The 19,451-nt window shown below is 69.7% G+C and carries 20 protein-coding genes and 3 pseudogenes; 13 read left to right on the plus strand and 10 right to left on the minus strand.

The features are described from left to right. Positions 1-178 precede the first annotated feature (178 nt). Positions 179-562 (plus strand): hypothetical protein, encoded by a 384-nt coding sequence (locus GL263_RS01445; RefSeq protein WP_182853674.1) that lies wholly within the window; start codon positions 179-181, stop codon positions 560-562. Positions 563-727: 165 nt separating this feature from the next. Here GL263_RS01445 and GL263_RS01450 read toward each other — a convergent pair. The 4 genes and pseudogenes from GL263_RS01450 to GL263_RS28100 all read right to left on the minus strand — a co-directional run bounded on the left by GL263_RS01450 (position 728) and on the right by GL263_RS28100 (position 2,754). Then, positions 728-1,264, minus strand: a pseudogene (locus GL263_RS01450) (SMI1/KNR4 family protein). After that, positions 1,251-1,715, minus strand: a complete 465-nt coding sequence (locus GL263_RS01455) for a DUF5958 family protein (RefSeq protein ID WP_228456002.1) — start codon at positions 1,713-1,715, stop codon at positions 1,251-1,253. The pseudogene GL263_RS01450 and the gene GL263_RS01455 overlap by 14 nt, the downstream one beginning before the upstream one ends. Then, on the minus strand, positions 1,712-2,185 hold the full coding sequence (locus GL263_RS01460; RefSeq protein WP_194377017.1) for a Fic family protein: 474 nt from the start codon (positions 2,183-2,185) through the stop codon (positions 1,712-1,714). Before GL263_RS01460 ends, GL263_RS01455 begins: the two co-directional genes overlap by 4 nt. Before the next feature lie 179 nt (positions 2,186-2,364). Next, positions 2,365-2,754: a hypothetical protein gene (locus GL263_RS28100; protein ID WP_228456003.1), complete on the minus strand. Its 390-nt coding sequence runs from the start codon at positions 2,752-2,754 to the stop codon at positions 2,365-2,367. A gap of 704 nt (positions 2,755-3,458) precedes the next feature. Here GL263_RS28100 and GL263_RS01470 point away from each other — a divergent pair. The 4 genes from GL263_RS01470 to GL263_RS01485 all read left to right on the plus strand — a co-directional run bounded on the left by GL263_RS01470 (position 3,459) and on the right by GL263_RS01485 (position 6,126). Next, positions 3,459-3,803, plus strand: coding sequence for a hypothetical protein (locus GL263_RS01470; RefSeq protein WP_182853675.1), 345 nt, complete (start codon positions 3,459-3,461; stop codon positions 3,801-3,803). 292 nt (positions 3,804-4,095) lie between these two features. Next, positions 4,096-4,263 (plus strand): hypothetical protein, encoded by a 168-nt coding sequence (locus tag GL263_RS01475; RefSeq protein ID WP_182853676.1) that lies wholly within the window; start codon positions 4,096-4,098, stop codon positions 4,261-4,263. A 398-nt stretch (positions 4,264-4,661) separates the two neighbouring features. Beyond that, entirely contained in the window at positions 4,662-5,780 is a 1,119-nt protein-coding gene (locus tag GL263_RS01480; protein ID WP_182853694.1) for a hypothetical protein, read from the plus strand. Positions 5,781-5,949: 169 nt separating this feature from the next. Further along, complete coding sequence (locus tag GL263_RS01485; protein WP_182853696.1) at positions 5,950-6,126, plus strand: hypothetical protein; 177 nt, start codon at positions 5,950-5,952, stop codon at positions 6,124-6,126. Between the two features lie 342 nt (positions 6,127-6,468). Here the strand turns inward: GL263_RS01485 and GL263_RS28990 are convergent, their stop codons facing one another. Further along, complete coding sequence (locus GL263_RS28990; RefSeq protein ID WP_182853677.1) at positions 6,469-7,206, minus strand: FadR/GntR family transcriptional regulator; 738 nt, start codon at positions 7,204-7,206, stop codon at positions 6,469-6,471. Between the two features lie 292 nt (positions 7,207-7,498). Between GL263_RS28990 and GL263_RS01495 the strand changes: the two genes are divergently transcribed. Genes GL263_RS01495 through GL263_RS01510 form a run of 4 tightly spaced genes read left to right on the plus strand, consistent with a single transcriptional unit; the run spans position 7,499 to position 12,151 of the window. Next, positions 7,499-9,334 (plus strand): L-lactate permease, encoded by a 1,836-nt coding sequence (locus GL263_RS01495; protein ID WP_182853678.1) that lies wholly within the window; start codon positions 7,499-7,501, stop codon positions 9,332-9,334. Then, complete coding sequence (locus tag GL263_RS01500) at positions 9,331-10,047, plus strand: (Fe-S)-binding protein (protein WP_182853679.1); 717 nt, start codon at positions 9,331-9,333, stop codon at positions 10,045-10,047. The genes GL263_RS01495 and GL263_RS01500 overlap by 4 nt, the downstream gene beginning before the upstream one ends. Continuing rightward, positions 10,044-11,534 (plus strand): LutB/LldF family L-lactate oxidation iron-sulfur protein, encoded by a 1,491-nt coding sequence (locus GL263_RS01505; RefSeq protein WP_182853680.1) that lies wholly within the window; start codon positions 10,044-10,046, stop codon positions 11,532-11,534. The genes GL263_RS01500 and GL263_RS01505 overlap by 4 nt, the downstream gene beginning before the upstream one ends. Further along, the gene (locus GL263_RS01510) at positions 11,531-12,151 is read left to right on the plus strand and encodes a LutC/YkgG family protein (protein WP_182853681.1); all 621 of its coding nucleotides are present in this window, start codon (positions 11,531-11,533) and stop codon (positions 12,149-12,151) included. Before GL263_RS01505 ends, GL263_RS01510 begins: the two co-directional genes overlap by 4 nt. 117 nt (positions 12,152-12,268) lie before the next feature. Here GL263_RS01510 and GL263_RS01515 read toward each other — a convergent pair whose 3' ends face one another. Together GL263_RS01515 and GL263_RS01520 are read right to left on the minus strand one after the other, a co-directional pair. Next, positions 12,269-12,472 carry a DUF397 domain-containing protein gene (locus tag GL263_RS01515; protein WP_182853682.1) on the minus strand — a complete coding sequence of 68 codons (204 nt, stop codon included), beginning with the start codon at positions 12,470-12,472 and terminating at the stop codon, positions 12,269-12,271. Then, the gene (locus GL263_RS01520) at positions 12,469-13,299 is read right to left on the minus strand and encodes a helix-turn-helix domain-containing protein (RefSeq protein ID WP_182853683.1); all 831 of its coding nucleotides are present in this window, start codon (positions 13,297-13,299) and stop codon (positions 12,469-12,471) included. Before GL263_RS01520 ends, GL263_RS01515 begins: the two co-directional genes overlap by 4 nt. 238 nt (positions 13,300-13,537) lie before the next feature. On the opposite strand from GL263_RS01520, the gene GL263_RS01525 reads away from it, so the two are divergent. After that, on the plus strand, positions 13,538-14,023 hold the full coding sequence (locus GL263_RS01525; protein ID WP_182853684.1) for an ATP-binding protein: 486 nt from the start codon (positions 13,538-13,540) through the stop codon (positions 14,021-14,023). Positions 14,024-14,180: 157 nt separating this feature from the next. On the opposite strand, the gene GL263_RS01530 is transcribed toward GL263_RS01525, so the two are convergent. Next, positions 14,181-16,070 carry a DUF2075 domain-containing protein gene (locus tag GL263_RS01530; RefSeq protein WP_182853685.1) on the minus strand — a complete coding sequence of 630 codons (1,890 nt, stop codon included), beginning with the start codon at positions 16,068-16,070 and terminating at the stop codon, positions 14,181-14,183. Positions 16,071-16,238: 168 nt separating this feature from the next. Next, a pseudogene (locus GL263_RS01535) lies at positions 16,239-16,430 on the minus strand (alpha/beta hydrolase); the annotation flags it as partial. A gap of 15 nt (positions 16,431-16,445) precedes the next feature. Between GL263_RS01535 and GL263_RS01540 the strand changes: the two are divergent. From GL263_RS01540 to GL263_RS01550, 3 genes and pseudogenes are all read left to right on the plus strand, one after another. Next, positions 16,446-17,231: pseudogene (locus GL263_RS01540) on the plus strand (SARP family transcriptional regulator); the annotation flags it as partial. Positions 17,232-17,453: 222 nt separating this feature from the next. Next, a complete protein-coding gene (locus GL263_RS01545) occupies positions 17,454-18,023 on the plus strand; it encodes an RNA polymerase sigma factor (protein WP_323379201.1) in 570 nt (189 codons plus the stop codon). Next, positions 18,020-18,910: an MGMT family protein gene (locus GL263_RS01550; protein ID WP_228456005.1), complete on the plus strand. Its 891-nt coding sequence runs from the start codon at positions 18,020-18,022 to the stop codon at positions 18,908-18,910. The genes GL263_RS01545 and GL263_RS01550 overlap by 4 nt, the downstream gene beginning before the upstream one ends. Before the next feature lie 123 nt (positions 18,911-19,033). Here the strand turns inward: GL263_RS01550 and GL263_RS01555 are convergent. Next, the coding region (locus GL263_RS01555; protein WP_228456006.1) for a LysE family transporter at positions 19,034-19,451 on the minus strand (418 nt) is incomplete at its 5' end.

Raw genomic sequence — 19,451 nt, forward strand, 5'->3', positions numbered from 1 at the left:
TCGTTTCTGCTCCGAGTTGCCAGGAGCACGAGCTCGTGGTTCGCGCACTGGTGCCCATGCCCGAATGAGGCTGGAACGGGGCTGCGTGGCGGCGACCGGTGGTTGGCCGTTCCGGTTCCGAGTCGGCCGCGACCGGACGCCCGACGGAGTGGGCGGAGACTTCTGGCAGCATGGCCTTGTGAACACTCCGAACGACCCGGACGAGCCACTCCAGCTGCTGATGGGCTTGGAGGTCAGCGCCGTGTCCTTCGTGCGCGACTATGTCGAACTGCACTTCGACGGACCGGTTCTACGGGCCTTGAGCGACCCCGTGGGAGTGTACGGGGGCCGCGAGTGGCGCTTCCCCGCACCGGGGTCCCTGGAGCTCATGCGCTGCTACATCGGCAAGACCGTCGACGGCTGTGAACTGGATCCGGATCGGATTCTCGCCCTGGACTTCGGGGAGCACCGCTTCGTCATCCCGTTGGACTCCGATTCCAGCGGGAGCCCGGAGGCGGCCCACATGGTCGGCGTCGACGAGAGCGGCCGGGCTTCTGGCCTCGGCGGAATGTGGATCTGGTAGCACGGGCGGTACCGACCCGGGGTGGCCAACTCACCTCGCCCCGTCGACGTGTCCCTCCACGCGGGAGCGGCATCCCTTCGCCGAGTGCCACCAACCGCGCCATCGGCCACACGCCCCACACGCTGACGAAGGTGGGCGTGGGCAGACACAGTCTCAATGACGCGATCAGCGGCAGAGCGCCATGATCGTGCCGTCGAAGTCGGGGTACTTCCGGGCGGCCAGTGCGATCACGTCGGCGGCTGACCGCCTACCGTCTGGTGCGTGGCGTTGGGCTATGGCGACCAGTGCCGGGCGGGGGCGGGGAGCCCATTCGGGCTCGGACGTGGTGAACGAGGGGGTTGCCTCGAGTGGGCCGTATCCGTCGGCCAGTAGCCAGAGGAAGTCGTTGAGGTCTCGCGCGAGGACGGCGGTCTCCCCTTCGGACCCGAGGAACACGATGGGCTGCTCGACGAGGGCGCGGTCCCGGTGGTGCAGCCAGATCGCCGCGTAGCCTCCGGTGCCGTCCTGTCCGAAGACGCGGAAACGCTCGCCTGTCAGCTCCGCGTTCCCGGTCTACGCACGGAGCCAGCTGGTGGTCTCGTCGGCGCACAGAAAGCATGCGAAGGGCTCGAAGTCGACGCCGTCACCATCGTCGTAAAGGAACGGGACGGTCAGGGCGGCGGCGAGCGCGTCCGGGAAGTGGAGGTCGTCAGCGGATTCCACGAGCGCAGGCTCTCGGGTGAGGCCTCGCGGTGCCCTTCTCTCCTTGGTACGGGTCACTCACCTGGGATAGCTGGTGCCACCAGTGGCCGCATCCGTCGGAGCAGAAGCGATCACGGCGGCGTCGGTCGGCGATCGAGAGCAGCGCGATCAGTAGCCGGAACGCCTTGCGACGTTCGTCGAGAGGCGCGAGACCGGCGACTTTTCCCTGTTGCTCGTCGATCCGACCTCTCGAAATCAGCACTGCGGGGGTATGCGTCGGGCGCAGTCCCGCACGGCGGATACTCTCCGGCGCGTCCTCGGCGACGACGCGCGCCTGGACACAGTGATGACGCAGGAACAGCAACACCTCAGACCGCTCTTCCTGGCGGAGGCCGTCGAACCATGCGATGCCCTCCGACATCGGACGCAGTCCCTGCGCGAACTCGTTGAGCAGCACGTCGCGTTCGTTCATGGCTGCCTCTCGTGGTACGGACGCCGCTCCGCAGCGGTGATCAGGATTCCGAGCAGCACCGCGAGGTCGGCCGCGCCCTCGGCGTCGTCGGCCCAGCGAGCAGTCCGCAGTGCGTGAACCTGGTCGAGGCGGACGCCCTCCCGTGCCAGGACGAAGGCCAAGGCCACTATCGCCGCGCGCGCGTTGCCGTCCTCGAACGGATGGAAGAAGAGAACGTCGAGGTAGGCCCGGGCAGCGCGTGAAGGGAGTGGCAGATCCGGTTGAGCGCTCTCGGTCAGACAGCGCTCAAACCGCTCCTGGGTGTCGGCGGTCAGGCCGTAGCGCTCTCGTCCGCCCTTCGCGAAGGCCGGCATCGTACGGAAACCGGCGGAGTCGTGGCCCAGCACAGTCCGCTGCCACTTCGCCATGAGGGCGAACGTCAGCGGCCTGCCCTGCTCCGCGTCGGCGAAGGCCACGTCGAGGGCGGTCATGACGCGCGCGGCTCCCTCACCGTCCCGTTTGCCTCGCGTTGCCACGAAGAAATCCCGGAAGCCGTCAGGAGCCGGCGCTCCGGAGGCGAGGAATGCGCCACGCCAGGACGGCCACGAGATCTCCGGCCGGATGAGCAGCCAGTCGGCGAGGCTGTCCTTCGGTTCGCTGAGCCCGGAAGTCATCTGACGCCGTCCACGGCTCTGGCGAACCGCGAGCTGACGGCGTCGACCACCGGAACGTCAGGTGCGATCCAACTGCCGAACTGGCCGCCGACCGCGTTCGTGACAATCTCCTGGGCCTGGCCCTCGTCGATGCCACTGTAGGCGAGGAGCCACTGAAGGACTTGCATGCAGTGCCCGTACCAGCCGCTTTCGGCCTGGGTGCGGTCGGCCACCACGGTGACCAGGCGGGTGCATGCTCGCTCCCAGTACCAGTAGTCCGCCGAGGACACCGGGGGGTTCCCCGGCGGAGCCAGGGCCGCGAACCGTTCCTCCAGTTCCTCCAGCCAGCCACGCCATTCCCGAAGGGACTCAACAACCAGCGGGGCTGTCTCGTCCGGGGTCGTCACGGAGTCGGATGAACAGCACCACGCCTCGACGACGCCTCCGTCGACGTCACCCTCGCCGACCGACCAGTTCCATCCGCAGGCCCACCGGCCGTACCGGCCCGCCAGGAACTCGGTGACGGGATCCAGCGATCGCCAACCATCCTCGCGAGCGACTTCAGCGCTGGGCAGCAGGGCGCGACAAGGCGCGCCAACTCCTCAGCCCCATCGGCGTCCATCGCGAACGGATGTCGAGCAGGATCTACTTCCGCCCACGTCATGTTGTGTGCCCACAGTTCACTCACCGTCCCACTCTGCCTGGCGTAGCCGCCCCGACTCCACTCCATATCGAGTGACCGCCGCCCCATCAGCGGGTTCTCTGGGGGCTGATCCTGTGTGGTGGGACGTTGCACCGGAGGGCTATGTTGATCTTCTGAAGATCGTTCTCTAGGGGTGCGGCTCTGTGGCGGGTTGTTGCATCAACCGTCGGATCATGGAGTTGCATTGCGTGCCTTTCCTGTCAGATTGCCCTCTGGCGTGCGGTATTGGACGGTCGTCGATGACGGCCACGAGGTCGTGTTCATCGCTTCGCTGGAGGAAACTCGATCTGATCTCGAAGCCGCGAGGGCGGCCAACCGTGATCTGGCCAGAGCACAGAATCAACCTGCCTGAGCGTGGCCTTCACCTCTCAGGGCGGCGCAGGATCGAGTGTTACGGAGTAAGCGAGCATGTGGGATGGGCCCTTCTATCGAGTCAAACGCGATGGATACGAGATCTGTTTCGTACCTGGAGCAGGAGAGGACCTGGACGAGGTCTGCGACGTGGACATGTGGGTCGTCCGCGATGACGGCGAACGCTGGTCCGGAACTGTGTTCACGCTCGACGAGGTACACCGCATCATGGACCGCCAGCGCCAGGCAGGAGACCCGGAAGGCGATTACTGGTGGTACTGGGACGGCCTCATCGTCCGCGACCCGGGCGTGGCGTCTATGACCGCAGTCATCGACGGACTCGTCGCCTCCGGTGAGTACAAGACGGTCCTTCGTCATGTCGGCCCCGAAGAGGAGATCTGACCTGAAGGGCTGAGGCCGGATCACATCGAACGGCAGTATTGCCACATGTGTTGCACACGATAGTCTCAGCTGGACCGGCGCTGAGCTGCACATATGGTCTCCACTCGCCTCGCGCCACAGGGTTACCCCCAGAAAAGGCGGCAAACGATCTTCGGGAGCTGGGAAGCAATCCACAACTGCTTCTGTCCCGCCTGGGCAGGGGCGCTCGCGCACGCCCCGGATTCGCTCTCGCATGGGGCTTCGCCGGAGGTGGGGACGGCTTCGCCTGATCCTCTGCTCGACCAAGGTGCACGTGACCACGACGAAGGCCGTGAGGGTACGTCTGCTGCCTGACGCTGTCCGGGGGGAGGAGTTCGCGGAGGCGTCACGCTTCCGGGACGACTTCTACGAGTGCCTGAGCGCTCGGCGCGATGAGTTGATGGAGGTGGAGGACGCGTGCTGTCGGCGGAGGCTGCGCTGAAGTCCCTGGTGAGCACGACGCGTTGCCCGGACATCATCGTGGGCACGCAGCGACGTACGGCGGCCTGAACCACGGCGGATCGACGTCGGCCGGCTGCGGACCGCGCCAGCCGCACTGTCCGCTACCGCGTCTCGTCCACGGGCGTCGGGCCGGTTCGTGCGGGTCGAACCGCGCCCCCGCGCAACGGCCTTGGTGCTGGGCCTGCTGGCGGCTGCTGGCTTTGTCCACGAGAACGGGCAGCAGATGTTCACCACTTCGGGAGGCACCCCGCGTAGCGAGGATTCGGAAGGTGACGCTACACACCGTGGCGTTGCACGGTCTCGCGCAGGGGATGGAAAACACGTTGGCCGGTCCGCCGCTGTGCTGCGACGATGCCCCTGTTGTCCTGCGGAGGATGCTTGTTCGTTTTCGTGTGTGCTGGCTGTGGGGCCAGGCTGACCATCCCCATGTCCCAGGTCGCGTTGCCGGCCCACGCTCATCAGAAGTACGGGAACGGGGTCCAGCTCCCGGTGCTCATGGAGTCGGGCACGTTCGCCGTGGACCCGGAGCCCTGGGGGCCACCGTGGCGGAGGTGGGAGGAGATCCGTGACGAAGCGTCCGCCCGTGGTGTCTACGCGCCGGTCTACGCCCTCTCCGACGGTGCTCCCGGCGCGATCGTCATCGCGCCGGGCGACGCCAGCGGTACGGTGCTGATCCCGGAACCTCGCGGAGGCGGTTACTGCTGCGGCCTCGACGGGGCCGACGGCCCCAACGTGGCCTGTCTGGCATGTGCCCTGCCCGTGGCGACCCGGATCGACGACTGCTCGCTCTGGCAGGCGATGTGGCTCGCCCCGAACGCCGTACGCCGCCTTCCCGTCGCCGACGCTGGCGCTGCGCCGCTTTCCTGGTCTGAGCTCATGGCCGAAGGTAAGGGCACGCCCCCGTTTGAGCCGATCGCCACATGGGGGTCGCGGATGGCGGCGGGCCACTGGTCGAACTACTGCTGGTCGTGGAGCCCGCAGTGGGAGGCGGCGGCCGGCCGGGCGCTCGCCCACCTGCTGGCGGCTTCGGAGGGCCAACCGGTGATCGTCCCGGACGGCTTGATCGGGCAGGTCTTCCAACGCGCGCTCGACGCCCTGTTGCCCGCAGGCCCGCAGGCGCGGCGCGCCGTCCTGGCCGGCCCGGGACTGCCAACCCGCAGCAGAGACGCCTCCATACTCCTCGTGCCGTCCCATCCTCAGACAGGCAGGACCTGGGCACCGGCCGACCCGGCACCGTACCTGGTGCCGCTGCCGTTCGGCGTGTGGCTGTGGCTGGCCTTCCCCGAGCCGGACCTGCCCGTCCCCACGTCGGGCGTCCTACCCGTCGGCGCCCTCAGCGACGACTACGACCCGCCCGCGCCGCGCCCCCGTCACCTGTTCCGGGCCGACCCGGAAGTGTTCCGGCGCACCCTGGTCCGGCTGCCGACCGTCCGCAGCCCATGGCTGCGCGAGATCCTCGAGAACCTCACGCACCACATGCGCGCTGGCCTCTTCTAAACAGCACCAAGTACTGGTGACTCCCGAAGTGGAGAACACCTGCTGCCGTTCTCGTGGACAAAGCCACTCCGGCGCGTCCTCGGTGACGGCGCGCGCCTGGACACAGTGATGACGCAGGAACAGCAACACCTCAGACCGCTCTTCCTGGCGGAGGCCGTCGAACCATGCGATGCGCCCGTTCGTCTGGGTCGACGACGAGATCACCGACGCCGATCAGGACTGGGTACACACCCACCACCCCACCCCGGCCCTCCTCCACCGCATCGCGTCCTCCCGCGGCCTCACCGACGAGGACTTCGCAGTCCTCGATCAATGGCTGCGGGCGACTTGGGACTCCTCACAGTGATCCACTGGAACTGATTCTCCCCGAAGACACGTGGGAGGAAGTCGGCGGTCTGGGTGGTCATTTGATCGCTCCTCTGGGGGCGGAGTCGCCGAGCGCTGACGAACGGCCTCATGTCCCTCTACGGAAGGCTGACCGCCGAGCTCGACCGCGCCTCGGGCTTCGGGGTCCGAAAGAGTCGGTGACTTCCCGAGGGGCGCCTGCTGCCCCAGCGCGTCCGTCGCCGGGGCCGCCGCCCTCCGGCCAGGCGGCACAACCCGCGGGTCGGTCATCCGGGCCGGTGATCGCGCTGTGTTTCGCGACCGCGCCGTGCGCGGGAACGCCCCGGCACCAGGGCCGTGCGGACTAGCGGAGCGCCTTCAGTGCGACATCCTGGTAGAAGCCACGGATGTGCTCCTCGACTCGGTCCGCCGCGGCCTTGCCGTCACCGGCCTCGACCGCCTCGTAGATGCGGCGGTGGTCCGCCCTGAGCCGGCCGGCCACCGTTTCCCAGTCCGTGAGCAGGCTGAAGACGTTGAGCAGGTCGTGCCGGATCGCACCACGGATGGCGGTGGTCATGGTGGCGATCAGCCGGTTCCCGGCCGCTTCGGCGAGAGCCACGTGGAACTCGGTGTCGAGATCGTTGAACTCTTCCCGCGTGACGGACTCGTCGTCCATCCGGTCCAGGAGATACCGCATCTGGGCCAGGTCCTTGGGCGTGGCGTCGGAGGCGGCCAGGGTCACGCTGGCCCGCTCCATCGTGATCCGGGCCTCGACGATCTCGCCGAGGTCGAAGTTGGACAGCGCGACGTGGATGCGCAGCAGTCGGCTGAGGCCGATGCTGGGCGTGCCCGCGATGATGCTGCCGGAGTCACGGCCCGTGCCCACTTGCGGACGCCGCAGAACGCCCTGTGCCTCCAGGACCCGCAGCGCCTCGCGGACGGCGGGCCGGCTCACGCCGAGCGCGGAGGCGAGGTCCCGCTCGGGTGGTAGCCGGTCTCCGACGCGTAGCTCACCGGAGACGATCTTCTCCTCGACCTGGTCGAGGACAAGCTCGTAGGTGCGGGCTCGGGAGAGCTGCTGCCAGCCGGAAGCTTGGGACACGGCACTCTCCTGATCTGAGCGGTTGAGCGGTACAGGCCGCACACCTCTTGACCGCCGGGATGGATCCTCCTAGCGTCAGTCTAACCGAAGCTTGGTCTGACCAAACTTAACTGCAGAGACGCCGCGCGACCAGGCTTTCGGATTGGAGCCCCAGGCCCGGCCGCGCGGCTATCACCCCCACCAGGGAGGTAGCCATGAAGGATAGTCCGACTCACCGTCCACAGCCGCCCGCACACAGCACCGGGCATGGCACGCTTGAGGTTCCGCGCCCACCCGTCGGGAGGCGGGTGCCGTGCTGACCGACAACCTGGCCGTTCTCAGCCTGCTGGCCCTGGCCCCGATCATCGTGGTCGGGATCCTGCTGGTGGGGCTGCGCTGGCCCGCCAAGTACGCGATGCCGGTGGGCTATGTACTCGTCGTCGCCATCGCCCTCGTCGCCTGGGAGGTGGGGGTCACCGACGTCCTGGCCTCCTCGGTCCAGGGACTGATCATCGCGCTCACCCTGCTCTACATCGTGTTCGGCGCGCTCCTGCTGCTCGCCACGCTCAACGCGAGCGGTGCGCTGCGCTCGATCCGTTCCGCGTTCACTCAGATCAGCCCCGACCGCCGGGTGCAGGCGATCATCGTGGGCTGGCTGTTCGGGACCTTCATCGAGGGCGCGTCAGGGTTCGGCACACCGGCCGCGGTGGCGGCCCCGCTGCTGCTCGCCCTCGGGTTCCCCGCGATGGCGGCGGTCATGGTGGGGCTTGTCATCCAGAGCACTCCGGTGAGCTTCGGCGCGGTGGGCACGCCCATCCTCGTCGGGGTGAACAACGGGCTCGCCGGTGCGCCGGGGGTCGAGGCCCATCTACGGCAGGAGGGCATCAGCCAGGCGCAGTTCGTGTCCGGGATCGCGGTCGAGGTGGCACTGCTGCACGCGATCATCGGCACGCTGCTGCCGTTGCTCATGGTCTGCATGCTCACCCGCTTCTTCGGCGGCAACCGAAGCTTCGGCGAGGGGCTGGCCGTGGCGCCGTTCGCGCTCTTCGCCGCCGTCGCGATGACCGTCCCCTATGTGGGCGTCGCCGTCCTGTTCGGACCGGAGTTCCCTTCCCTGCTGGGCGGGCTCATCGGTCTGACCATCGTGGTGCTCGCCACCCGGCGGGGCTTCCTGCAGCCCGCCCGGTCATGGGACTTCGAGCCCCGCGAGCGCTGGCGGCCGGAGTGGATGGGCAGCGTGCTGCCGGACATGCGGAAGGCCACCGCTTCGGACATGTCGGTGGTCCGGGCCTGGGTCCCCTACGCGCTGGTGGCCGGTCTGCTGGTGCTCACCCGGCTTCCCCAGCTCCCGCTCAAGGAGTGGCTGTCGGGGATCTCGCTGGAGTGGAAGAGCATCTTCGGCACGGATGTCGCGCAGGCGGTCCAGCCGTTCTTCCTGCCCGGATTCATGTTCCTGGTCACCGTCGCCCTGACGTATCTGGTGCACCGGATGAAGCGCCGGGAGATCCTCGAGTCCTGGCGGGTGGCGGGGCGTCAGATCGTCGCCGCCGGGGTGGCGCTGCTGTTCGCCGTCCCCCTGGTGCGGGTCTTCATCAACTCGGGCCCCGACTTCAACGCCTCGGGTCTGGAGAGCATGCCGCTGACCCTGGCCACGGGCGCCGCGGACGTCGCCGGTTCGGCGTGGCCCGTGATCGCTCCCTGGGTCGGCGCGCTCGGCGCCTTCGTGGCCGGCAGCAACACCATCAGCAATCTCATGTTCTCGCTCTTCCAGTTCTCCACCGCCGAGCAGATCGGCGTCTCCCCCAGCGTGGTGGTCGCCGCGCAGGCCGTCGGCGGAGCCGCGGGCAACATGGTCACCGTGCACAACGTGGTGGCCGCCTGCGCCACGGTGGGGCTCGTCGGCAGGGAGGGGCTGCTCATCCGCAAGACGGCGATCCCGATGGCCTACTACTGCCTGACCGCGGGCGCGCTCGCGTACCTGTTCGCCCACGGCTTCGGCTTCAACATCGGTACGGGCCTGCTGGTGGCGGTGCTCGGCACTCTGGGGGTGCTGGCCCTGCTCGCCTGGCGTCGGCGGCCCCCTGCCGCCGACGGGCCGAACACCGGTGAACAGCCTTCCGGCGACATGAGCTCCAGGAGTGAGAAGTGAAGACCGCCCTGTTTGTCACCTGCGTCAACGACATGGTGTTCCCCCGTACCGGCATCGCAGTGGTCAACATCCTGGAACGGCTCGGACACCAGGTCGAGGTCCCGCGGCAGCAGACGTGCTGCGGCCAGATGCACGCCAACACCGGCTACCGGGACGAGGCCATGCCCGTCATCCGGCATTTCGTGCGGACGTTCCAGGGCTATGACGCGGTGGTGGCGCCAAGCGGGTCGTGTGTGGCCATGGTGCGTACCCTCTACCCGCGGCTCGTCGACTCCGATCCCCAGCTCGCGGCGGCGGTGGCCGAGCTGCTTCCCCGGACGTACGAACTGTCCGAGTTCCTGATCGACGTCCTGGGCGTGACCGACCTGGGCGCTTCCTTCCCGCATCGGGTGACCTACCACCCGACCTGCCACGGGATGCGGGCGCTGAGGCTCGGTGACCGGCCCCTGGAACTCCTGAGCCATGTGAGGGGCCTTGAACTGGTCCCGCTGAAGGGCGCCGAGGAGTGCTGCGGCTTCGGGGGCACGTTCTCGGTCAAGAACCCGGCGGTCTCCGGCGCGATGCTCCACGACAAGTGCGCCGCCATCCTGGACACGGGCGCCGACTACGTCCTCGCCGCCGACAACTCCTGCCTGACCCACATCGGCGGCGGGCTGCGCAGACGGCGAGCGGCGCCGCGAACCGTGCACTACGCGGAGGTACTGGCCTCGTGAACGCCTACGGTACGGGCCACCTGTACGGTCCGGCACGCTTCGAGAAGGCGGCCCGGGTCGAGCTGGCCAAGCCCCAGCTCCGGGAGAACCTCCGCCACGCCACCCACACCATCCGGGACAGGCGCGAGGAGGTGGTCGACGAGGTTCCCGACTGGGAGCAGCTCCGCGAATCGGGCCAGGCGATCAAGGCGCGGGTCGCCCGGCAGCTTCCCGAGCTGCTGGAGCGGTTCGAGGCGGCGGCCGTCGAGGCCGGTGCGACGGTGCACTGGGCGCGCGACGCCGACGAGGCCTGCCGGATCGTCACCGGTCTGGTGAAGGACACCGGGGCGAGTGAGGCCGTGAAGATCAAGTCGATGACCACTCAGGAGATCAACCTGAACGAGGCACTGGAGAGTGCCGGCATCGACGCCTATGAGACCGACCTGGCGGAATTGATCGTTCAACTGGCCGAGGACAAGCCCTCGCACATCCTGGTGCCCGCCATCCACTACAACAGGGAGGAGATCCGCGACATCTTCCGGCAGCGGATGCCCGGCGCCGCCGACACCCTCTCCGACGCGCCGGAGGAGCTGGCCGAGGCCGCGCGGACACATCTGCGACGGCGATTCCTCTCCGCGCGGGTGGCGATCTCGGGTGCGAACTTCGCCGTCGCCGACACCGGCACCCTGGTGGTCGTGGAGTCGGAGGGCAACGGCCGGATGTGCCTGACGCTGCCGGAGACGCTGATCAGCGTGGTCGGAATCGACAAGCTGGTGCCGAGCTTCGCCGATCTGGAGGTCTTCCTCCAACTGCTACCGCGCTCCTCCACCGGAGAGCGGATGAATCCGTACACCTCGATGTGGACCGGCGTCACTCCGGGCGACGGCCCCCAGCGGACGCACATCGTGCTGCTGGACAACGGGCGCTCGGCCACCCTGTCCGACCCCGTCGGACGGCAGGCGCTGTCCTGCATCCGCTGCTCGGCCTGCCTCAACGTGTGCCCGGTGTACGAACGCGCCGGCGGACACGCGTACGGATCGGTCTACCCCGGGCCGATCGGCGCGATCATCTCCCCACAGCTCACCGGCGTCGGGGAGAACGCGTCCCTGCCCTACGCGTCCACGCTGTGCGGCGCGTGCAACGACGTGTGCCCGGTGAAGATCGACATCGCCGATGTGCTGGTACATCTGCGCGGACGGGCGGTCGACGCCAAGCGGGACACGCTGTCGGCCGAGCGGATCGCCATGCGCCTGCTGTCGTGGATCATGTCCGACCCGCGCCGCTACGGGAGGGCGCTCAGGGCAGCCCGGCGCGGTACGGCTCCGCTCGCCGCGCTGCTCGGTGGCCGTCGAACCGTCCGCCATCTCCCCTGGCCGCTCTCGGCCTGGACCTCGTCGCGCGACGCGCCGCTGCCCGCCGCGGAGTCCTTCCAGGAGTGGTGGCAGCGCACCCGGGCGGAGCGAGAACAGGCACAGCGAGGAAACCCGTCGAAGGGAGAGACGTCGTGAACGCCCGGGAGGAGGTCCTCGCCCGGCTGCGTTCGGCCCTCGGCGACGGCCCGGCGGAGGTGGCCGTGCCACGTGCGTACCGGCGCACCGGCACCTGTGACCCCGATCGGCTCGCGGAACTGCTCGCCGACCGCCTGGTGGACTACCGGGCCGGGGTGCACTGGAGCAGCCAGGACGGGCTCGCCGAGACCCTGTCGGCCCTGCTCCCGGCAGAAGGGCCGCTGGTCGTCCCCCCGGACGTGCCCGATCGGTGGCTGGCCGCGTACGACGGCCAGGTCCTGGTCGACAGCGACGACGCCCCGCTGGGAACCGGAACACTGGACGGCGCGGCGAGCGTGCTGACCGGGTGCGCGACCGCGATCGCCCAGACCGGGACCCTCGTGCTCGACGGTGGAACGGCGCAGGGCCGGCGCCTCCTCACGCTCATCCCGGATCACCACGTCTGCGTCGTCCCCGTCACCGACATCGTCGACACCGTGCCGGAAGGGCTCCAACGCCTGGCGCCGACCCGGCCGTTGACCCTCATCTCCGGGCCCTCGGCCACGAGCGACATCGAGCTGAGCCGGGTGGAAGGCGTCCACGGACCACGCCGACTCGACGTCGTCCTCGTGCGTTGAGGCGGGCGCCGGCAGCCGGAGTGCCGGGGTGAGCGACCAGCGTCTTCCGCCCCGACCAGGCGTACAGGGTCCTTGGGCAGACCGGCACGTGCCGGTCTGCCCAAGGGCCCGGCCCTGTCAGACTGCCGCGAACCGGACAAACGCGGTCCACGCCGTGGGAGCCACGGTCAGTGGCACACGGGTGGTGTCCTTCGAGTCCCGGACGTGAACCCTGCCGGGCCCGGCGGCGACCTCGACGCACTCGCCGCCTTCCTCGCTGCTGTAGCTGCTCTTGCGCCATGCCAACTGGTCTATGCACGGCTCATGCACATGCGCGTTCATAGCTCTCCCAGCAACTTCTCTACGTACGCCAATGATTCACGTGGGGTCAGTGCCTGCGCCCGGATGATCCCGTACTTGGCCTCCAGCGCCCGGACCCGCTCGCGTTCCGTCTGCAGGCGGCTCACGTTCTGCACCTCAACGTAGGCGATCCTGCGCCCTTCGTTCGTTTCGATCAAGGTGAAGGGGCCAGCCATCCCGGCGTTCTCCTCCCGGTCGAGCGGCATCACCTGGATCTCGACGTTCCGCCGCTCCCCCACCAGCAGAATGTACTCAAGCTCGCCGCGCAGGACACCCCGCCCGCCGATGGGCCGCCTCAACACGGCCTCGTCGATGACAAAGCTGGCGAGCGGCGCAGCTCTGCCGGTCAACATCTCCTGCCTGGCCAGGCGTGCCGACACTCGCTGCTCGACAAGCTCGTCGTCCATGGGTGGTCTCATCATCATGAAGATGGCCCGCGCATACTCCTCCGTCTGCAGGAGGCCAGGAACCGCCTGGTTCGCGTACACGTGCAGCTCAACAGCCTCCGCCTCCATCCGTGCCGCATCGCGGAAGAAGGCCGGGTACTGGGCCCGGGCCACCTCCTCCTTGCTCGCGCTCAACACCCCACCCGCCCCCACCAGCTCATCGGCCCGGTCGATGAACTTCGGCGGCGGAATCCGCCTCGCCTGCTCGAACGCCGCGATCGTCGAAGCCGAGTAGCCGGTCAACGACCCGAACTTCGCACGATCCATCCCCGCCCGCTCCCGGAACAGCTTCAACTGCCGCCCGAACACCTGCAGCATGCCCGCCCCCAACTCGGACTCCGGCTGCCGAACCTCATCACTCACTCCGCCGCTCCTCCCATACGACCGTCACCGCCACCGAACGTCACCCAACGCGCAGCCCCCGAACCCGGTCACGCCCCGCGCCGCACACAACCGCACCGCCCGCGCGTACAGCCGCACCCGTCAGTGCGTCACTCCTGTTCAACGCTACGCACAGTCCGCAAACGTTGACCCCATGAACTCGGCAACTCCCCCGAACGAGCACCCGTCACCACACTCCGCACCGGACCACACGTTCAGCATGTGCTTCACCTCGACACCGCGTGGAGCCCGCCTCGCCCGCAGGCTCGTGTCACACCGCCTCAACGACTGGGGCCACTCCTACACGACCCCGGTCAACGGGACGCTCACCCTCATCACGGCGGAACTCAGCGCCAACGCCGTACGCCACGGCCATGTCCCCGGCCGCGACTTCCACGTCCGACTCACCCTGACCAAGGACACGTTCCGCGTCGAAGTGACCGACACCCGCACCGAGAAGCAACCACCGCCCACTCCCCCGGCACCCGATACCGAGTCCGAGTCCGGCCGGGGTCTCCACCTCGTCGCCGCCCTCGCGGACGACTGGGGCGTCACGCCGCGTCCGGCCGCCCCCGGCAAGACCGTATGGGCCGAGTGGCACGTGACGGCCGGGCGTCACCCACAGACGCGCACCGCGGCACCACATTCGGCTGGCTCGGCGTCGGTCTACAAGACCAACGCCGAGCCGCTTCCGGCTACTTCTTGACGCTGGCGCGACGGCCTCGGGTCGCGGCCTGGGGTCGCCAGTCGCGCAGGTCGTCGTCGGTGCGGGTGGGGGCATGTCCCTGGGGAAGCCCGTCGGGCCGCAACCGGTTTCCGTGATTCTAGATATGCCGAGCGTTACCGGACGGCGCACACCGCGATCAGAGCTGCGCGGCCTCGCTCTTACGATCGGATTCGGCCAACTCGCGGAGCTTCTCGCGTGTCTCGGGGTCGGTCGAGTAGACGACGGTGCCGATCATCCCGCGGGTCAGCAGGACCTTGTACGTGTTGCGGATCAGGCGGTCCACGTCGGTGTCCGGGGTCGACTTCTTGAAGACGGGGTCCTTCGAGGCCGTGCGGTCCGTGACCCAGCGGTCGCCCCGCCAGAGCAGGTCGGGGCCGATGATGACACCGGACCAGTCGTACTCGAAGCCCTGGGCGGTGTAGACGCAGCCGACCTGGCCGAAACCGGCCGGGTCGGTGGCCCACAGCGCGGCGGGGGGCGCGCCGGAGACGGCCCGGTCGCCGCGCAGGTTCCACGGGCGGGCCCAGTCGCCGATGACCACGTCGAGCGGCAGCGGGTCCCCGGGCTTGGGCTCCGGGGACCAGCGCCAGCAGTAACCCGCGGACATACGGGCGCCGTAGCCCTCGTCGCGCCGCGACTGGAGGAAGGACTCCATCTCGTGCGGACTGTCCGCGACCTTCAGACGCATGCGACCGTCGGGTTCCCAGAGCACCGGGCCGCCTGGCTCCAGACCGAGGAGGCGGACCACCCAGCGCAGGTAGGCATCACTGCCACCGCAACGGAACTGGCTGTCCAGCGGGACGACGTGGCAGGGGATGCCGCGCTTCGCCGCCGCGGCCCGGATGTCCGCGACGGTTCCCATCTCGCCGGGGCGCACGACCTGGTGCTCGTCGAGCAGGAAGACGGGCACGTGGGCCACGTCGATGAGTTCGTCGATCTGCGCTCTGCCGGTGCGGTGTTCGGCGCGGGTGTAGCGGTTGGCCGAGGTCTCCCGCATGCGGTGGGCCTCGTCGCAGATCAGGACGTCCAGGCTGTTCTTCTCGGCCGTCATGAAGCTGTTGAAGTACTTGAACAGGTCCTGCACTTCTCGCTTGCGGGCACCGGCGACCTTCCTCATCGTCTTGGTGAACGACTGCGAGCCCGTCGCGTGCAGTGCGGGGACTCCGCGCCGGTACAGCTCACCGAGCAGTTGAAGGGCGATCACGCTCTTGCCGGTGCCGGGGCCGCCCGTGACGACGACAACCTCCTTGCTGTCGGCGTGCTTCGCCTTCTGCACCGCGTTGAGCACCATGCGGTACGCGACCTGCTGCTCGTCGAGCAGGACGAACTGCTCCCGGTCACGTACTTCCTGCGCGGCCACGGACATCAACTGCTTCGACGGCACGGTGGCGCCGGCCTGCAGTTCGTCCGCCGCCCCCGCCCCCGGGTGGCGGTCACTCAGCAGAGCACGGAGGTGGTCGATGAAGGCACCGCGGCGATCACCGGTGAACAGCAGACCGTGACCGTCCTGCTCGATCTCCCGAAGCCAGCTCAGCTGGGGCTCGGTGGCGTTGTGCAGATACGCCACCCCGGCAACGCGTTCCGCGTGTGCGGAGACCGCCCCGTTGAAGTTGACGAGGTAGGTGCAATATCGACGCACCTGTTCGACGGGGTTGAGGACGGGATGCGTGTAGGTCTCCAGGCGACACAGAGTGGGGTCGTCCTCATGAGGCAGGGCACGGCTCCACTGCTTCAACTCCACCACGACGTAAGACGGTTCGCCCGTGCCCGGGTGCACTCCGGCGAGGACGACGTCGGCGCGCTTACTGTTCAGCGGGAGGGCGTACTCCAGCATGACCTCCACGTCGCCCAGTCCCGCGTCGGTGAGCGCGGTGACCAGGACGGGCAGGCTGCGCTTCCAGGATCGGACTTCCGACTCTCCGGGCTTGTAGCCGTGCATGTGGACGAACTGGTCGGTGAGGTGCAGGAACAGCGAACCGTCGAGCGCCATGACGGCGACCGTGTTCGCTGACGCGCGGAACAGCAAGGACTTCCCCCGGGCAGCACGAAGTGACTCGTGCGGGTGGGGGCATGTCCTTCGAGACTCCACCGAAGCGGAGCGGAAGCCCGTCGGGCCGCGTTGACGACGTTCCCGAGATTACCCAATGGCCCGGCGGTCGTCGGCCGGGCACGGGCGCGGTGCGTGTGTAGTGCCTCAGCGGGTGAGCAGGCTTTGGATCGCCGTCGTGATCTCGTCGGGGGCTTCCTCGGCCATGAAGTGGCCTGCTCGGGTGAGCCGGTGGTCCAGGTCAGGGGCCCACGCCTTCCAGACTGCGGCGGCGTCGTAGCCGAGTTGGGCGCCCCAGTCCTGCTGGACGACCGTCACGGGCATGGCGAGCGCGCTGCTCGGGTCGAGACCGAGCTGGCGTTCGCCCTCAACGGAGTGTTCCTGCAGTCGTTCACCAGCCCAGGGCTCGCGACCGTGCGCGACCGGATCGGTGCCGAGATTCTCGACCGGGCCACCCGGCACGACCTGCCGAACTTCGCCGTACTCGGCCGGCTCGTCCGCCTCCAGTCGGCGTCGGCCCTCGGCGACCTCGACGCCGCGACCGCGCACGCGGTGGCGGCGGAGGAGCTTGCCGCCACGACCGAGGCGCGGCTCGTCTCCGTCCTCACCGGGTGGTTCCGGGCCCGGGTCACGGCGGCTCTCAGTGCCGAGCCCGGCGGGCCGAGCGCGGCGGCGGCCGCGGAGGAGTTCCGGGCCGCCGAGGACGCCCTGCGGCCGGCCGGCATGCCGGGCCTCCACCGCGGCCTGTTCCCCCTCGCCCTCCTCGGACTCCGTCTGCTTCACGACCGGCCCGCGCCCACCGACCCGCAGCTCGACTGGGGCCCGTACGCCCCCTGGACACGGCCCCTCGTGCTGCTCGCCCAGGGCAGGGACGAGGACGCGCGCGCCGCTCTCGCCACGGCACCCGCACCACCACGCGACCACATGCAGGAAGCCCTTTGGTGCCTGGCCGCCCGCGCCGCCGTGACCCTCGGCGAGCGCGCAACCGCCTCACGCGCCACCGCCGCCCTGCGCAACGCCCGCGCGGAGCACGCCGGTGCCACCAGCGGCATGCTGACCCTGGGCCCGGTGGCGCGGTACCTCGCCGAAGCGGAGGCCTTCGCAGCAGGGCAGCTGAGAGTTCCGGGGAGGCGGCCGTAGCCGTGCGCCCCGGCCGGCCGCGGTCGGTCCTCTACGGTGTCGTGCGAAGGCTCCGGGTCACACGCCGTGATGCCGACGGCAAATCGGCGAGGTACCGGTGAGTGAGGTTCGACTCGAGCGGCACACGGGCTGCGGCCGGTCGCGGCTACGCCGTCGCCGCAGGGCGACGTGGGTGGCGCAACCGATCGGTGGGGGGCGGTGTTGACAGGGGTGATGGACGACATGCCTCCTCCGGTCACCGAGCTGCTCGCGGCAGATCTCGACCGTGGGTTCGCGGAGCTGGTGCGCACCCACGGCGGCGCCGTGTACGCGGTGCTGCTGCGCCTGTCCGGTGGGCCGCGCGACGTGGAAGACCTGGTCCAGGACACGTTCCTGCGGGCGTACACGGCGCTGCGCGACTACCCGCCCGAGCGGCGGCTTGCTCTGCGGCCGCGGGCGTGGCTGCTGGCGATCGGCACCAACGTGTGGCGCAACCACGTGCGCACGCTGACCCGGCGGCCGGCCGCCGAGGACGGGGTCGACGTCCAGGAACTGCCGGTCAAGGACGGGAGGCCGGGGCCCGAACGCCGGGCGGAGCACACGTGGGAGCGGGAGAGACTGGTGGCCGCCCTCGCCGAGCTGCCCGAGCACCACCGGCTGCCGGTGGTGCTGCGGCACATCGGCGAGCTGAGCTACGCGGAGGTCGCGGAACTGCTGGACGCTCCCGTGGGCACCGTCAAGGCGCAGGTGTCGCGAGGGCTGGCCGCGCTGCGCGGCAAACCTCAGTTGGCGGAAGGGGAGGTGATCGGATGAGCCGGCTCCACTCCGGGTCCGGCGGCGGGCCGGAAGGACCCGACCGCGCGACGCGACGTGCGGTGAACGGCGAGGACACCGCCAAGGCGTCCGCCGCGGGGATCACCGGGGGTGCTCCGCCCGGCCTCGACGCTCTGCGGGTGGCGATGCCGGCGGACCTGGCGATCCGGATCATGCAGCGCGCCGGGGTCGCCGACCGGGAGTACGACCGTTACGCCACCGTCGACGGCCCGGTCACCAGGCTGTTCGTCGCCTACGGTCGGGGGGCGGTCACCGGCTCCGCGCCGGTCGAGTGGTACGCCGGGCCGGATGCGTTCGAGGAGGCGCATCTGCACCGCACCGGCCGGAGCGCGTTGCCCACCGCGAAGCCGCTGCCCGGTGTCGTCGGGGCGCTGCGCACCGGTCGCGACCGGACGCTGCGGTACGACTACGGCGGCCTGCCGGAGGCACAGCGCCGGGTTCTGGAGGCGGTGCGGGCCATCCCGCGCGGCCAGCTGCGGCCCGTGGGCTGGCTGGGCCGGGAGGCCGGGCTGCCGGAAGCCACTGCGGCGGAGGTGCTGGCGGCGGTGCGGGCCAGCCCTGCCCCGGTGCTGATCCCGGTCCACCGGGTCGGCGACGAGACCGGCCGGCCGGTGGACTGCGGGCTGCCGCCGGATCTGGTGGGCCGGCTGCGCGCGCACGAGGGCGTCGACGAGGACCGTCTCACGCGGTTCTCGGCTGACGGCACCCGCTATCTGGGTAGCGACACCACGCGGATCTTCTGCTATCCGACGTGCGCGCACGCCCGCCGTATCACCGACCGGCACCGGGTGCCCTTCGGTTCGGTGGACGCGGCGCGGGTGGCCGGGTACCGCCCCTGTCGGAGCTGCCGCCCGGTGGTGGTGTGACCGGCCGGTGGATCCCTCAGCGCCTCGGGCGGGAGGCGGATGCGGGCCGTGTGAGTGGCCCGGTGCCGTGGCGGGCGGCCGCGGGCGGGCCCGGGAGACCCGCGCGGGCACAAGGCCGTGCACTCACCAGGTGGCCGCTGTCCGCATCAGCAGGGTGAGTGCGAGTCCCAGCATGACCAGGCCCGCCGCGCCGTTGCCGAGTCGGGCGGCGAGCGGGGTGAACGCCGCCCGGCCGGCCGGCCTGTCTGCAGTCATGATCCGCACGCCGACCTCGGTGAGCAGCAGCAGCCACAGTGCGCCGATCGTCAGGTAGACAGCTGCAAGCAGGGTCAGGGCGGCGGCCGACGGTTGCGTCGCCGGAAGGAACTGCGGGAGGAAGACCGTCAGGAACAGGCCGACCTTCGGGTTTCCGGCGGTGCACAGGAAGCCGAGCAGCAGGTGCCGGGCCGGGCCCCGGGCGTCGGGCACACCGGGGGCGGACCGGTCGGGGGCGGCCGCGGGGCGCAGGGCCTCCCAAAGGGCGCGCCCGCCGATCACTGTC

This window comes from Streptomyces durbertensis, from assembly GCF_014156695.1.
Taxonomy (GTDB): Bacteria; Actinomycetota; Actinomycetes; order Streptomycetales; family Streptomycetaceae; genus Streptomyces; species Streptomyces durbertensis.